The organism is Kitasatospora sp. NPDC048407, assembly GCF_043200475.1.
Classification (GTDB): Bacteria; Actinomycetota; Actinomycetes; order Streptomycetales; family Streptomycetaceae; genus Kitasatospora.
In genome coordinates this window covers 218,980-234,510 of record NZ_JBICXW010000003.1, presented here as the reverse complement: position 1 = coordinate 234,510, position 15,531 = coordinate 218,980, and the positions used below count along the sequence as shown (strand labels likewise).

Annotated in this window: 9 protein-coding genes and 1 pseudogene; 4 read left to right on the top strand and 6 right to left on the bottom strand. The window is 71.8% G+C overall.

The genetic code is table 11. The features are described 5' to 3' along the window. Positions 1–425: 425 nt before the first annotated feature. A pseudogene (locus tag ACGFWJ_RS09110) lies at positions 426–1,500 on the bottom strand (helix-turn-helix domain-containing protein); the annotation flags it as partial. A gap of 1,118 nt (positions 1,501–2,618) precedes the next feature. Further along, complete coding sequence (locus tag ACGFWJ_RS09105) at positions 2,619–3,605, bottom strand: HAD family hydrolase (protein WP_392946862.1); 987 nt, start codon at positions 3,603–3,605, stop codon at positions 2,619–2,621. A gap of 1,024 nt (positions 3,606–4,629) precedes the next feature. On the opposite strand from ACGFWJ_RS09105, the gene ACGFWJ_RS09100 reads away from it, so the two are divergent. The 3 genes from ACGFWJ_RS09100 to ACGFWJ_RS09090 all read left to right on the top strand — a co-directional run bounded on the left by ACGFWJ_RS09100 (position 4,630) and on the right by ACGFWJ_RS09090 (position 8,279). Beyond that, on the top strand, positions 4,630–5,139 hold the full coding sequence (locus tag ACGFWJ_RS09100) for a universal stress protein (RefSeq protein ID WP_380483760.1): 510 nt from the start codon (positions 4,630–4,632) through the stop codon (positions 5,137–5,139). Positions 5,140–6,446: 1,307 nt separating this feature from the next. After that, positions 6,447–6,785, top strand: coding sequence for a hypothetical protein (locus ACGFWJ_RS09095; protein ID WP_392946858.1), 339 nt, complete (start codon positions 6,447–6,449; stop codon positions 6,783–6,785). 693 nt (positions 6,786–7,478) lie between these two features. Beyond that, entirely contained in the window at positions 7,479–8,279 is an 801-nt protein-coding gene (locus tag ACGFWJ_RS09090; RefSeq protein ID WP_392946855.1) for a hypothetical protein, read from the top strand. A 94-nt stretch (positions 8,280–8,373) separates the two neighbouring features. Here ACGFWJ_RS09090 and ACGFWJ_RS09085 read toward each other — a convergent pair whose 3' ends face one another. The 4 genes from ACGFWJ_RS09085 to ACGFWJ_RS09070 all read right to left on the bottom strand — a co-directional run bounded on the left by ACGFWJ_RS09085 (position 8,374) and on the right by ACGFWJ_RS09070 (position 14,677). Then, entirely contained in the window at positions 8,374–9,564 is a 1,191-nt protein-coding gene (locus ACGFWJ_RS09085) for an acyl-CoA dehydrogenase family protein (protein ID WP_387647247.1), read from the bottom strand. A gap of 58 nt (positions 9,565–9,622) precedes the next feature. Beyond that, the gene (locus ACGFWJ_RS09080; protein WP_392946851.1) at positions 9,623–10,618 is read right to left on the bottom strand and encodes a hydroxymethylglutaryl-CoA lyase; all 996 of its coding nucleotides are present in this window, start codon (positions 10,616–10,618) and stop codon (positions 9,623–9,625) included. Then, entirely contained in the window at positions 10,615–12,867 is a 2,253-nt protein-coding gene (locus tag ACGFWJ_RS09075; protein ID WP_392946848.1) for a biotin carboxylase N-terminal domain-containing protein, read from the bottom strand. The genes ACGFWJ_RS09080 and ACGFWJ_RS09075 overlap by 4 nt, the downstream gene beginning before the upstream one ends. 94 nt (positions 12,868–12,961) lie before the next feature. Beyond that, positions 12,962–14,677, bottom strand: coding sequence for a carboxyl transferase domain-containing protein (locus ACGFWJ_RS09070; protein ID WP_392946846.1), 1,716 nt, complete (start codon positions 14,675–14,677; stop codon positions 12,962–12,964). A 130-nt stretch (positions 14,678–14,807) separates the two neighbouring features. Between ACGFWJ_RS09070 and ACGFWJ_RS09065 the strand changes: the two genes are divergently transcribed. Then, positions 14,808–15,470: a TetR/AcrR family transcriptional regulator gene (locus ACGFWJ_RS09065; protein WP_387647237.1), complete on the top strand. Its 663-nt coding sequence runs from the start codon at positions 14,808–14,810 to the stop codon at positions 15,468–15,470. The last annotated feature ends 61 nt before the right edge of the window (positions 15,471–15,531 follow it).

Here is a 15,531-nt window from a genome sequence, read left to right as displayed (position 1 = left end):
ACCGCCCGGGTACGCCGCACTCGGCCGCACCGGCTGGCCCGGCGACGGCTGCGCGTGCGCATGTGCGGGCGGGGGACCTTGATGGGCGCTCGGGTACGGGACGCCCGACTGCCCGCCCGGGCCGCCACCCGGCTGTGCCGCATTCGCGCCCGCGCCCGTGCCACCGGCCGGGCGGGCGACGTACCGCGGGTCGCCCGGACGTTCCGGCAGCCGCGCACCGAACGCCCCCGCCGGCGGACCGGCCTGCGACGGCACCAGCGGACGCTGCCGAGGCCGTCCCGCCGCACCGGCCGGGCCACCCACGCCCGGACCGCCGAGGCCGGAACCGCCCGTGCCCGGACCGTTCACGCCCGCTGCACCCTGACCATGCGTCACCCCGGTGTTCCCGGCCGGGCCCTGGCCCTGCTGGCCGTGCCCGCCCGGACCCGCCCCCGGACCGCCCAGCGCACCCGCCGCCCGCTCGGCCGGGACACCCGCCGAGGGCATCGCCGAGTTGCCGGCCGCCGGACGCCGGGCCCGGAAGGTGGTCCGGTACGCGGCCGGGGAAACCCCGAGCTGGCGGCGGAAGTGACCGCGCAACGCCACCGGGGAACGGAAGCCGCAGCGACGCGCGACGTCATCCACCGACAGGTCGGAGGTCTCCAGCAGCCGCTGCGCCTGCAGCACCCGCTGGGTGATCAGCCACTGCAGCGGGGCGCTGCCGGTGAGCGTGCGGAACCGGCGGTCGAACGTGCGCCGCGACATGTAGGCGCGGGCCGCCAGGACCTCGACGTCGAACTGCTGGTTGAGGTTCTCCAACGCCCAGGTGACCACCTCGGCCAGCGGGTCGTTGCCGATCTCTTCAGGTAAAGACTGATCGATGTACTGGGCCTGACCTCCGCCACCGCGCCGGTTGGGCACCACCAGCCTGCGGGCGAGCGCGTTGGCGGCCTCGGCGCCGTGGTCGCTGCGGACCACGTGCAGACAGAGGTCGATGCCGGCCGCGGTCCCGGCGGAGGTCAGCACGTCGCCGTCGTCCACGAACAGCTCGCGCGGATCGACGTGCACCCGCGGGTAGCGCTTGGCCAGCGTAGGCGCGTACATCCAGTGCGTGGTCGCCGGACGGCCGTCGAGCAGCCCCGCCGCGGCCAGGACGAAGGCGCCGGTGCAGAGGCCGATGATCCGGGCCCCCTCGTGGTGCGCCTTGCGCAGGGCGGCGATGGCCTCGACCGGCGGCGGCTGCGAGATCGAACGCCAGGCGGGCACCACGATGGTGCCGGCCCGGGACAGCGCCTCCAGCCCGTACGGTGCGGTGAGGGTCAGCCCGCCGGTGGTGGTCAGCGGCCCCTCCTCGCCGGCGCACACCAGCAGGCGGTAGCGGGGGACTCCGGCGTCCTGGCGGTCCACGCCGAACACCGACAGCGGGATCGAGCTCTCGAAGATCGGTGCCCCACTGAACAGCAGCACCGCGACCGTCTCGCGCCGCCGCCGCCCCGCAAGCTTCCGCGGCGCACCCAGCACACCCGGTCCGGTGGCGGCGAGCGCGTCCGATCCGCCCGAATTGCCGCCAGCGATCGAGGAGTTGGACGGTCCGGCGGCGAGACCGCCGTGACCGGCGGTGGTGGACTGGGGCTGCTGAGTCGAGGTCACGCCGTACTGACTCTGAGTCAAGGTGCCGCTGCTGCCGTAGGGCTGATGTCCGTTCGAACCGACGCCGAGTGAACCGGGAGCCGCACCAACGAACTTGCCGAGTCTCGCTCCACCACCGGGAGGGACTGACGGCTGGCGGCCGCCTTCAGGACCCGCGTCGCTCCTGCTCACCCTGCTCAAGGCGCTCCAGCCCCCTCGGTGGTGTGGTGGTCCCGGCTGCCGCTCTGCGAGCCAAGATCGAATCTACTTGGTGGACCGTTGCTGTTGTGACAAGTTCACCATCCGACGCTATGTCGACATGGCAATTTGGCGTGAAGCATTCGATCACGAAGCGTGGCACCCGTCGACCCCGCTGTGAAGGGGGCGCGGACAACCGTGGCTGGTTGTCGCACGACCTGTTCATGATTCACCCGCCGGCGGCGCACCCGCCGGCCACTGTGTGCTGCGGCTTTGCCCGAACGGCGGGTCGGGCCCGCAAGTTGGCCGAAAACATACGGTTCAAATCGGGGGCGCGAACCTACCTCCCATGCGCCACAGCGCACACCTGAGCCAAGATCCCCGCGCCCCGTCAGCCCCCCGGCGCAACCCGAATCGGCCACCTTCGACCGCCTCCCACCTCACACTCCGTCACTTCGTACCCCCCATTTCCCTCCCACCACTCCAGCCCCACAGGCCCCACCCGCCCCACGACCGCCATCGGTCGGCCAACCCCTCCGGTGACCCACCCCGTTGGGGTCAGTGCCGCACATTCGTCCGAATCCAACCCCCTTGCGGAGGGGCCGCTCGCACCCTCCGGGGCGCGCTGCCGGGCCGCCGGGCGACCGGGTGCCGCGTGGGCCCAACTCGGGCGGTTTGGAGGCGTGTTGGGCGGCCCTGGGGCGTGGCGTCGGCCGGATGGCCCGTCGGTCTCCTGCGCGGTCGGTCCCGTGGCGACTGCGGCTGGTGGTAACTCGACCTCACCGGGCGGGAGTTCGGGCGCCTCTCCCGCCTCAGCCGGCGGCGGCCGAGGTGTCGCTCCAGTGGCCCTGAACCGAGGGCCGAGCCTGCGCCTGGGCGGCGGACGGTCGGACGGGCGGCGCGGCGGGCTCGAGAGGCATCAGCGGCACTGCCCCGGTGAACGATGCGGGCTGGGCGAGGGGCGCCTTCGGCCCGTCGGGGGCGGGGGAGGGGGCCGGGGCCAACCTGGAGGCCGGGATGGCGAGGCGGGTGCGCGGCGGGCGCTTGCGGCCGGCTGCCCCGGTGGCGAAGTGCCGGGCGGCGAAGTGCCGGGCGGTGGTGGGGTGTTCGGCAGTGGGGTGTCCGGCGGTGGGGTGTTCGGCGGTGCCGAGGATCACGCGCACCGCCTCCGGAAGGTCCGGCGCGCTGACGGTCGGGCGGTAGCCGCGTTCGGCCCAGGGGCGGCCGTGGTGCAGCCAGACACTGCGGAGCCCGGTGGCCTCCGCGCCCGCGATGTCGGACGGACCGTAGTCGCCGACCATCCAGGTCTGCGCAGTCCAGTCCCCCACCGGGCGGAACCCGCAGCGCCGCGCCGCGATTTCGAAGATCAGCGGATCCGGTTTGACGCAGCGGGCCTCCTCCGAGATGACCCAGCCGTCCACCAGGGCGGCGAGCCCGGTGAGCCGGATCTTCTCCAACTGCGGCAGCGTCCCGCCGTTGCTGACGATCCCCAGCGTCCACCCGGCCTCGCGGGCCGCACGTAGCGCGCTCGAATGCGAATCGGGGCAGCTGATATGGGAGTTGATGCCGTGGCGGTAGTGCCCGAGCATCGACTCGACCGACCGGTCGAGGCCGTAGCGACGCTTTGCCGCGCCCAGTACGGTGCTGCGCGGTACGTAACCGCTGCCGTCGAGCATGACCAGCCAGTCGAGGTCACCGGCGGGCAGACCGTTCTCGGCGAGGAAGTCCTCCGCCCAGGCCCGGAACGCGGCATCCCTGGGCAGCAAGGTGTTGTCGAGGTCGAACAGGAGCAGCGGCATGTCTCGCATGGTGCCAGCGGGCGCCCCATATGCAGGTGGCAATTGCCAAAGGCGAATCGAATTCCCACGAATTGGCCGAATCGGGCTGGTACGCCCCCAACTCGGGCCGTGATCACCCGAATTCCCCTTCCGTGCCCCGGCAACTGCCTTGCCCGGCCCGGGTTGACCATTCACCCGCACCGTCCACGGGCAGGGACGATCTCTGGCGATGACAGTCGGATCACGTTGTGTGCCTGCCCAGTTGCGCGTACGGCGCTCGTCGGTCAAGCTCCATGGAACCCGCTGCAGAAGGGGCGCACACGCCGGCGTGTGATTCCCCCACAAGCGGGAACCTGGTCGTACCGAGGGCTTCGCCGCTGGGTGCGGCCCATTCCGCGCCGTACTCTGAAAGGCACAGGTCGCCAACGGTGGTAGTCGTTTCCGAACGGTCCGCCACCGCGGTCGTGCCTTCCCCCGGGCCAGGGCGGTCCGCCGCCGTGTCCCCCTGTGCAGGCCCATCCCGGTTGAAGAGTTTTGAGCCATGGCTGGTCGAGAGCCTTCCGGTTCTGCCCACGGCAGTTCGCGGGACGACAGGTCCACTGCCGAGCTCCTCGGCACCCCGCCGGGAGCCGACCCGGCACGCCGCCCAGACGTCGCCGGACACGGTGGCACCGACGGACGCGGGCGCGGTGACACGGCCGGTCGCAGTGATGGGGGCGGACGCGGTGATGCGGCCGGTCGCAGTGATGGGGGCGGTCGCAGTGATGTGGGCGGACGCAGTGACGCGGTTGGACGAGCCGCCGAGGACGTGCCCGAGCGTTCCGACGGGACGGGCGCCGCTGGCCCCTCCGGCCGTTCTATCTCGACGAGTTGGGCAGTCCCGCGTGGGCGCAGGGGCGGGCGCGCGGGCGTGTTCGGACGCCCGGCCCGCCGGCGCCGTCCGGACCGACCGGGGCCCGACGGCCCGGAACACCCCACTCCTGCCACCCCCGGCCCGGCGGCTGATCCCGCCGCCGCCCCACGATCCGGCACTGCGGAGGACGCGATGACCGACAGTTCCCGTCCGACCGTCGGCCGCCGCGACGGTGAAGGGGAACCGCAGCTCCAGGAGCACGGCTCCCGCGCCTGCGACCCCCAGTTCCAGCACGGCGTGGTGGTCGGCTTCGACGGCTCGCTCTCCAGCGAACGTGCCTTGGCCTACGCCGTCGGCATGGCCCGCCGCTCCCAGTGCGGACTGGTGATCGTCCACGTCGCCAACCGCCTCCCCGCCACGGTCTGGGCCGGCTGCGAGCCGCCCGTCTTCGTGGACCTCCCCGACCAGCGCACCGAGATCCTCGGCCTCGAACTCGCCTGCGCCGACTTCCTCTCCGGCGTCCCGTGGATCCTGGTCGAACGGGGTGGGGACATCTGCCACGAGATCGAAGAGGTCGGCCGGGAGTACGCCGCGGACGCCATCGTGGTCGGCAGCACCCACGGGCTGCTCGGGAAGATCTTCGGCTCGGTCTCCGGCCGCCTCGCCCGCCGCGCGAACCGTCCGGTCATCGTCATCCCCTGACCGACCCGGCCGCGCCCCGTTTCCGCCTCGCCTTGTCTCGCCCTGTCTCGCCTTGTCTCGCGCCGCATCCTCCGGGCCGTCCGCCCACACCTGCTGTCGCGACTGTCGGATCATGGCCGGATGAGGGCGGGAGGAACCGGCCACCCGCGGCGCCGGACGGCTCGCAACGGCTTGCAACGGCTCGCGGCACAGGGACTTCCGGCAGCTGGTTACGGCCGAATGAGTCGTTCCGGCGTCGCGGTGTGCGTCACGTCAGCCGCCGAACCGGGACGTGGTGAAGCATTCGTAGGTGACCAATCGTCATATCGGCTTACTAGCTCAGAAATCGCGGGCCGCGGCGACGGTGCCTGCTGGCCGCTCCCGGTCTCCCCTGGTCGGAGCCGTCCTACTGGTGCCGACCGTCCTTGGGGCCTGGACTTCGGAACCTGGCACCACCCGAGGCGGGGAGGTGCGCGACGCCCTGACGCTCAGCGTCAGCACCAACACCAGTACCGACCTCGGCGTGCGACTCCGCGCCGATGAGGTGGCCACCCGGACCTACCACCTCACCAACCATGCCGAGTACCAGCTCGCCGACCTCCTGCTGAACGATCCTCAACTGCCGGGCGGCCAAACCCAATGCGATGCCGGCCGAAGCATCCCGCCGGGCGGCAGCCTCGACTGCACCGCCTCGTTCACGGCCACGGGTGGGTTCCAGATCGTCCAGGTCACCGCCACTGCCGAGGCCGTCACCGAGCCCCCCGGCCGGCTGCCGCAGGCCCACGCCGATGCAACCGCCGGCTACCTGGGCATCACCGCCGGTCTTGCCCTCACCCGCGTGGGAGCGCCCACCGGCACCGGTGTCGCCCATCGGTCCGTGCGGGAGGTGGCGCCGTCCGTGAGTACCCGCCGCGCTGTGTCGAGAGCCCTGGCCGAGGTCGGCGGGACCGTTGAACTCCACTACCGCCTGGAGGCGTTCGGCGATGTCCCGATCACCGACATCTCCGTGGTCGAGGGGCTGCCCGATGTTGGGCCAGTGAGCTGCTCGGGCCCCGACGGCGGCCACACCCTCACCCCCGGGCAGAGCGTCGACTGCCAGGCAGCCGGTACTGCCCTCCCAGGCCACCAGACCGGCACGGCGCAAGCCCAGGGCCTGGCGGACGACGCAACCGTCGGCCCGGACGGCAACCGCCAAGCACCGCGCCAGGTCTTCGCCGACGCCCCCGGATCCTACGACGGGCTCAGCCCCACCCCGACGACCACAGCGCCGACCGCGTCCACCCCGGCCGGCGGAGGCGCAGCCCCGGGCGGTGGCACGATCCCGGGCGGTGGCACGATCCCGGGTGCGGGTGCGGGTGCGGGTGCGGGTGCGGGTGCGGGTGCGGGTGCGGGTGCGGGTGCGGGTGCGGGTGCGGGTGCGGGTACTGGCGCTGGCGGAGGCGTGGGTGCGGGAGCCGGAGCCGGGGCAGGGGCAGGAGCCGGCGCGGGTTCGGTCGGGGCTCCCGGCGCCGCCATTCCTGGCGCCGGAGGCGTCGGCGCAGCTGCTGGAGCGGTGGCGGCCCCGGCAGGGTTGCTTCCTGTGCCCGTCCCGGCCGGAGGGGCTGCTGCGGCCGTGCCCGGGCAGCAGGCCGCCGCTGCCCCGGGGCAGCCAGCAGCAGCAGCAGTAGCAGCCGCCGCCGCAGGGCAGCTGCTGACGCCGTTCCTGCCGGGAGCAGCACCGGTGCTGCTCCCCGGCGGGACAGCCTTCGCGCTGCCGGCTTCGCCCTTTGCGGCGCCGGGTACGGTCGGCGCTTCAACTGGGCCTGGCGGAATCCCGGTTGGGGTCGGCGCGACGAACCCCGGCGAGAGCCTGGTGAGTGGTGGGGTGGCAGCACTCGGCCCGACCTCGGCTGCGACTGCAGGGCGGAGCGAGGGAGCACCCGCAGGGCAGAACCAGGGCACGCTCGCGGGTGCGAGCCCCGGATCGAGGGCGTCGGGCAGCGGGCAATCGCCGGGCGGGCAGGCGCAGGCCGCCGGGGACGAGGACCGGACGCCCCAGGAGGGTGAGGACAACCCGTGGGGCATCACCCAGGTGATGATGCTGCTGTTGGTGATTCTCCTTCCTGTGCTGTGCGTGCTGGCGGCAGCGTTCTCCGTTCGGGGCCGGTGGCGGCGGTGATCGCCTACGGAGAGATGATCCGACCGGCCGGGGGCGGGTCGGTAGCCGACCGGTCGATGCGCGGGGTCGTCGATGGCGCAACTGTTGTCGAGTCAAGGAGCGGTGCTCAGCAGGCGGGCGCGTTCGCCGTCCGGCCGTTGGCGACCGTCCACGGCAGGCGGCCCGGTGCGGTGCGGGGTGCCCTGGGCAGTGGGAACGGGCGGTGGCGATGCTGATCGTCGCGATCGCCGTCGTGTCGGGCGCGGCGCTCGCGCTGGTGATCGGTCTGTTGCTGGGGCAGACCAAGCGGGCGCGGGAGGGGTCCACGACACCGCAGGCGCTGTCCTTTGCCGGGGCGGCGATCCTCGGCTTCTTCGCGCTGTTCCTCGGTTTCAGCATCGCCGGCACTTGGCAGCAGCTGAACTCGGCCCGCCAGCACACCTACGAGGAGTCACGGGCTCTCGCGGAGGCCTACTGGAACGCCGGTGGGCTGCCGGCCGCCGACCGGTCGCTGGTGCGGGACCGGCTACGGAACTACACCAGGGTGGTGATCGACGACGAGTGGAAGGCGATGCAGCACGACGTCGGTAGCCAGGCCGCCTGGCAGGCGGCCGACGAGGTGCGGGCCGCAGTCGATCACGCGACGGTGCAGACCGCAGCGGCGACGAGCGCGCGGACCGATGTGCTGCGCAGCCTGTCCGACGTCAACGCCATGCGGAACGCGCGACTGGGTGATATTCGTGCGTCCGTGCCGGTGGTGGCGATCGGTGGCCTACTGGTGGGCGCGGTGTTCGTCCTGGCCACGCCATCGGTGATCGGCCTGATGGCCAACACACGCAATCTGATGCTGATGTGCTTCGTGGGAGCCTCCGTGGCGTTCGGGGTGAGCATGGTGGCGGTGATGAGCGGGCCGTTCTCCGGCGCGGTGCGGATCCAGCCGACCGCGTTCCAACTGGCGTTGGAGCGCTACGACCAGATCGACACCGACGCCAGGACATCGGCTCTGCCGCTGTTTCAACCTTGACCGGCGGACCGACCTGCAGGTGGATCCGGGATACGACAGGTCCGGACGCTCCCGCAGGTACTGAGCCGTCAGCAGGGTTGTGTCAGTGCGAGGTTCAGGAGTTCACGCCGAGCTCGCGCGCGATCAGCATGCGCTGGACCTCGGAAGTGCCCTCGCCGATCTCGAGGATCTTGCAGTCGCGCCAGAACCGGGCGACCGGGTACTCGTTCATGAAGCCGTAGCCGCCGTGGATCTGGGTCGCCTCGCGAGCGTTGTCGACCGCAGCCTCGGAGGCGAACAGCTTGGCAATGGCTGCCTCCTTCTTGAAGGGCTCGGAGTGCAGCAGCCGGGAGGCGGCGTCCCGCCAGGCCAGGCGGGAGGTGTGTGCGCGCATCTCCATGTCGGCGAGCTTGAACTGGATGACCTGGTTGGCGCCGATCGGCCGGCCGAAGGCGCGGCGGGTGCCGGCGTAGGACAGTGACTGGTCGACGCATCCCTGGGCCAGGCCGGTGGCCAGGGCCGCGATGGCGATGCGGCCCTCGTCGAGGATGCGAAGGAACTGGGCGTAGCCGCGGCCCTGGCGACCGAGAAGGTTGGCCGCAGGAACTCGGCAGTCGGTGAAGGACAGTTCGCGGGTGTCGGAGGCGTTCCACCCGACCTTCGAGTACTTCTTCGACACCTGGAACCCGGGGGTTCCAGTGGGAACGATAATGGAGGAGATTTCCCTCGTGGGCGAGCTATTTACGCCCTCGTCACTCGAATGTGCGATCGGTTCGGTCAGTGCGGTGACGGTCACCAGCCCGGTAATATCGGTTCCGGAATTGGTGATGAAGCACTTGCTGCCGTTGATCACCCACTCGTCGGTGGCCGCGTCGTAGCGCGCGGTGGTGCGCGTCCCACCCGCGTCGGTGCCACCCTCGGGCTCGGTCAGGCCGAACGCGCCGAGCATCTGGCCGGACGTCAACTTCGGCAGCCACTCGCGCTTCTGCTCCTCGGTGCCGAAGAGGTAGATCGGCATGGCGCCGAGCGAGACCGCCGCCTCCAGGGTGATTGCCACCGAGGAATCGACCCGGGCCAATTCCTCCAAGGCCAGGCAGAGCGCGAAGTAGTCGCCGCCCATGCCGCCGTACTCCTCGGGGAAGGGCAGTCCGAACAGGCCCATCCGTCCCATTTCCCGAATAATTTCGTACGGGAATTCATTCTGCTCGTAGTATTCGCCGATCTTCGGCGCAACCACGTCGTTGGCGAACTCCGCGACAGTGCGGCGGAGTTCCTCGTAGTCACTGCTCAGCCGGTGGTCGAGCACGGGTGATCCTCCCGGGATCGAGGCCTGGTGGGCCGGGTGGGGGTTGTTGAGTCGGACCTCAGGCCGTGGGCCCGAGCAGGGCGCGGACGGTCCGCGAGGGGCTGGGGCGACCGAGGTGGCGCGCCATCCAGCCGCTGGTGTCGGCGAGCGCCGCCAGGTCGACGCCGGTCTCGATGCCCAGGCCGTGCAGCATCCAGACCAGGTCCTCGGTCGCCAGATTGCCGGTCGCGCTCTTGGCGTACGGGCAGCCGCCGAGGCCGCCGGCGGAGGCGTCCACCACCGTCACCCCGGAGCGGAGCGCGGCCAGCGTGTTGGCCAGCGCCTGCCCGTAGGTGTCGTGGAAGTGCACCGCGACCTGGTCGATCGGTACGCCGGAACGAGTGAATTCGTCGATCAGTGCCTTGACTTGACCGGGGGTCGCGACGCCGATGGTGTCGCCGAGGCTCAGCTCGGTGCAACCCATCTCCAGCAGCGTCAGGCCGTGCCGGACCACCTGGGGGATCGGGACGGGCCCCTCCCACGGGTCGCCGAAGCACATCGACAGGTAGCCGCGCACCGGGACGCCCGCGGCCGTGGCGCGTTCGACCACGGGCCGGAACATGGCCATCGCCTCGTCCGCCGAGCGGTTGAGGTTGCGCCGGGCGAATGTCTCGGTGGCGCTGGCGAACACGGCGACCTCGCCGGCGTGGTGGGCCAGCGCCCGATCCAGCCCGCGCTCGTTGGGCACCAGGACCGGCAGACGCAGGCCCGGGTACCGAGCGGGGAGTTCGGCCAGCCGCGGCATCAGCTCCTCGGCATCGGCCAGCTGCGGTACCCACTTGGGGTGGACGAAGCTGGTGGCCTCGACGGTGCGCAGCCCGGCGGCGGCGAGCCGGGCGATGAATTCGGCCTTGACCTCCACCGGGACGAGACCGCCCTCGTTCTGCAGCCCGTCGCGTGCGCCGACCTCGTGGATTCGTACTCGGGCGGGCAGCTCGGGGTCGCGCACAGGATTCGGCAGGCCGAGTTCCAGCACGGTCGGCTCAGGGGTGGCCCGGTCGGGAGTGGTGGTCATCCTGCAGCCTCCGTCAGCTTCGCGGTGGGGTCGGCTTCCGCCCCGGCGGTGGTGTGGGCTCCCGCTCCGGCGCTGAGTTCGGCCTCCGTCTTGATGGTGGTGGTGGCTTCCTCGTCGTCGGGGGCAACCGCAACCAGGGGCTCGTCCATCGCGACGGTCGCGCCGGCGGTGACCCGGAGATCCTCGACGGTGCCGTCGTGCGGCGCGGAGATGACGTGCTCCATCTTCATGGCCTCAAGGACCAGCAGCGCCTGCCCGCGGCTGACGCGTTCGCCGGCCTCGACCTTCACCACGGTGACGGTGCCGGGCATCGGAGCGGTGAGGGTGCCGTGGTGGGCGGAGCCGGCGGCGGCGCGCTCGGCGATTGCATCGAACGGGTGAACGGGCCAAGCGTCTCCGTCGACGCCGAGCCAGTGCGTGATGCCCCCGGCGGTGCGCTCCTCGGCGACCGTGAAAGTGGCCTGCAGGCCGTCAACCGCAAGGCGGAGCAGGTTTCCGTCCCGAGTCGCGCGGGCCTTCCGGGCCGGGCCCTCGTCGAGCCGGACCTCCCACTCGGGGGCGGTTGCGGCGGAAAAACCGATAGCGCTCTCGAATTCACTGCTGGTAGTCATTCGGCAACGCACGGCAACCGGGTCGCGGCCGGCAAGCCGGAGCCGGTGCGTGGTCCATGCGGCCTCGCCGCCAAGCCGCCATCCCGAAGGGAGGGAGAAGGGATCGGTCCAGCCGTCGGAGGCGCCGGCGTGGCCGAGTTCGAGCTGTCGCACCAGTGCGGCGGCGAAGTAGAGCAGGTCGATCGTTTCGGGTCGGGTGTACGGAGAGCTCAGCTGGGAGGGGTCCTGCTGGGCGCTGCGTTCCACCAGGCCGGTGTCGAGCCGACCTGCCGTCACCTCGGGCTGAGCCAGCAGCCGGCGCAGGTAGCCGGTGTTGGTGGTGACGCCCAGGATGCGGGTCTCGGCAAGCGCGGCCCGCAGTCGACGGATCGCAGTGGGACGGTCGGGCCCGTACGCGATCACCTTGGCGAGCATCGGGTCGTACAAGCTGCCGATCCGGTCGCCGGGTGCGATTCCGGAGTCCACCCGGATGCCCTCACCCGAGGGTTCGTCCAGTAGCAGTACCTCGCCGCCGGTGGGCAGGAAGTCCCGTTCCGGGTCCTCGGCGCAGATGCGGGCCTCGATCGCGTGGCCCAGGAAGGAGATGTCGGACTGTGTGAAGGACAGGTCTTCGCCCGCGGCGACGCGCAGCTGCCACTCGACCAGGTCGAGCCGCTGCGGGCCATCGGGGCCGTTGACGGAGACGGCCAGTTCCGTGACGGGGTGTTCCACCTGGAGGCGGGTGTTCATCTCCATGAAGAAGAAGTCGAGAACGTCGTCCGCGCCGGGCCCCGCGGGGTTCCCGCCGGGAACGATGAACTCGACCGTGCCGGCGCCGGTGTAACCACAGGCTTCGGCGGCACGTACCGCGGCCGCGCCCATCGCGGCCCGGGTCGGGGCGTTCAACAGGACGGAAGGAGCCTCTTCGATGAGTTTCTGATGGCGGCGCTGGAGACTGCATTCGCGCTCGCCGAGGTGGACGGTTCGGCCGTGGGTGTCGGCCAGGACCTGCACCTCGATGTGGCGCGGCTGGTCCACCCAGCGCTCCAGCAGCAGGGTGTCGTCGCCGAACGCGGTGCGGGCCACCCGGCGGGCGGCGGCGAGCTCGGCGGGCAGCTCGGCCGCGTCGCGGACCAGGCGCATGCCCTTGCCGCCGCCGCCGGCCGAGGGCTTGAGCAGCACCGGGTAGCCGATCCGGGTCGCCGCCTCGATCAGCTGCTCGTCGCTGGGCGCGCCGTCCTCACTGCCGGGGACGACGGGCACTCCGGCGGCCCGAACGGCCTCCTTGGCGTTGATCTTGTCGCCCATCAGCTCCACCGCAGCCGGCGGCGGGCCGATGAAGACCAGCCCGGCCTGCGTGCAGGCCTCGGCGAACGCGGGGTTCTCGGCGAGGAACCCGTAGCCGGGGTGGACGGCCTGCGCGCCGGTTCGGCGGGCGGCGTCGAGGATCAGGTCGGTGCGCAGGTACGTCTCGGCGGCCGAGCTGTCGCTCCGGTCGGCGGGCCCGAGTCGGACGGCCAGATCGGCGGCCCGGACGTGCGGGGCGTCCGCGTCCGCGTCGCTGTGCACGGCGACCGAGCGCACGCCCAGCCGCCGCAGGGTGCGGATCACCCGCAGCGCGATCTCGCCGCGGTTGGCGACGAGCACGGTGTCGAACATGGAGGTGTGCCTCCGTTGCGAGAAGAACGGGTGAGCGAATTGACGATGCATCAGGAGCGGTGACCGGTTCGTGGCTCGGCCCTCCGGTGGGGCGTCACATTCGGAAGACCCCGTACGGGCGGGGTTCGGCGAGCGGGGCGTTGGCGCAGGCGGTGAGCGCCAGGCCGAGCACGGTACGGGTCTGCATGGGGTCGATCACGCCGTCGTCCCACAGTCGCGCGGTGGCGTAGTAGGCGTTGCCCTGCCGCTCGTACTGCTCGCGGACCGGGCGCTTGAACTCGTCCTCGGCCTCGGCCGGCCAGTCCTCTCCCCGGGCTTCGAACTGGTCGCGTCGGACCGTGGCCAGCACGGAGGCCGCCTGCTCCCCGCCCATCACGGAGATCTTCGCGTTCGGCCACATCCACAGGAAGCGAGGCGAGTAGGCCCGTCCGCACATCGAGTAGTTGCCCGCGCCGTACGAACCGCCGATCACCACGGTCAGCTTCGGCACCCGGGTGCAGGCCACCGCGGTGACCATCTTGGCGCCGTGCTTGGCGATGCCGCCGGCCTCGTACTGGCGACCCACCATGAAGCCTGTGATGTTCTGCAGGAAGAGGAGGGGGATGCCCCGCTGGTCGCACAATTCGATGAAGTGCGCGCCCTTGAGCGCGGACTCGGCGAACAGCACGCCGTTGTTGGCGACGATGCCGACCGGATGTCCGTGGATGCGGGCGAACCCGGTCACCAGGGTGGTGCCGTACTCGGCCTTGAACTCGGCGAAGCGGCTGCCGTCGACCAGCCGGGCGATCACCTCGCGCACGTCATAAGGGGTGCGCGGGTCCACCGGCACGGCGCCGTACAGGCCGGCCGGGTCGACCGCGGGCGGCTCGACCGGGGCGAGCGGCCAGGGCTTTGCCGTGCGCGGGCCGAGCCCGGCCACGATGGTGCGGACGATGGAGAGCGCGTGCGCATCGTCCTCCGCCAGGTGGTCCGTCACGCCGGAGGTACGCGAGTGCAGGTCGCCGCCGCCGAGCTCTTCGGCGGTCACCACCTCTCCGGTGGCGGCCTTCACCAGCGGCGGGCCGCCGAGGAAGATGGTGCCCTGGTTGCGGACGATCACGGCCTGGTCGCTCATCGCCGGAACGTAGGCCCCGCCCGCGGTGCACGAGCCGAGCACCGCCGCGATCTGCGGGATCCCGGCGGCGGACAGGCGCGCCTGGTTGTAGAAGATCCGGCCGAAGTGGTCGCGGTCGGGGAACACCTCGTCCTGCATCGGCAGGAAGGCACCGCCCGAGTCCACCAGGTAGATGCAGGGCAGCCTGTTCTCCAAGGCCACCTCCTGCGCCCGCAGGTGCTTCTTCACCGTCATCGGGTAGTAGGTGCCGCCCTTGACGGTGGCGTCGTTCGCCACCACCAGGACTTCGCGCCCGGCGACCCGTCCGATGCCGGCCACCACGCCGGCGGCGGGGGCGGCCCCGTCGTACAGGCCGTCGGCCGCCAGCGGGGCCAGCTCCAGGAAGGGCGAACCGGGGTCGAGCAGGGTGTCCACCCGGTCCCGGGGCAGGAGCTTGCCGCGGGCCGTGTGCTTGGCGCGCGCCTTCTCGCCGCCGCCGAGCGCCGCCGCCGCGAGCTTGTCGCGCAGCTCGGCGACCAGCTCCCGGTGGGCCTGCGCGTTGGCGAGTCCGGCAGGTGATGCCGGATCGACCGCGCTCTCCAGTCGGGGCGCCGGTGCGGCGGCCGCGCCGAACAGCGGTACCAGCGGTGTGGATGCGGCAGCGCTTCGCGGCGAAGCCGGAGACCACGATGAGGTCGGTGCCGAAGAGGGGACCATCCCAAGAGCTCCCTTGCCCTCGGATTCGGATCCGGGCAGGCCGAAGGGCGAGCCGGCCAGCCCGTGTTAATGAGCGTTAACTCTGCCGCCAGGTTAACCACCGATAACCCGACTGTCTACGATGGGCAGCATGCCCAACCGCCCCGCCGCCCCCGTGCTCCCACGCCGTGACCAGATCCGGAAGGAGGCCGCCAGGCTGTTCGCCGCCCGCGGCTTCCTCGGCGTCGGTGTGGACGAGATCGGCAAGGCGGTCGGCATCAGCGGACCGGGCCTGTACCGGCACTTCGCGGGCAAGGACGCGATGCTCGCCGATCTCCTGGTCGGCATCAGCGAGCGCCTGCTGGACGAGGGCCGCCGCCGGGTCGGCGCGGCCGCCGGGCCGCAGGCCGCGCTGGACTCCCTGATCGACGGTCACATCGACTTCGCGCTGGACGACCGCGACCTGATCATCCTGCACGACCGTGAACTGCTCCACCTCAAGGAAGAGGACCGCCGCCGGGTCCGCCGACTGCAGCGCGGCTACGTCGAGCTGTGGGTCACGGTGGTGCGCGAGGCCTTCGCCGCGTTGGCCGTCGCCGAGGCGGAGCCGACCGCCCGCGCGGCCGTCCACGCGGTCTTCGGTCTGCTGAACTCCACCCCGCACAGCGCTGCGCCGCAGGCCGCCCCGGCGGACCTCACCGCCGAGCGGACCGGCCTGTCCCGGGAGGCGATGGCGGCACTGCTGCGCGCGCTGGCCCAGGGGGCGTTCGTAGCAGCCTCCGCAGCGGTCGTGGAGCCGCGTTCAGTCGTCTGACCTGTGGGTTTACGGGCAGGTCGAGGCCCGGGCTGAAGCTGGCTGCACCCCCGCCTAGGAC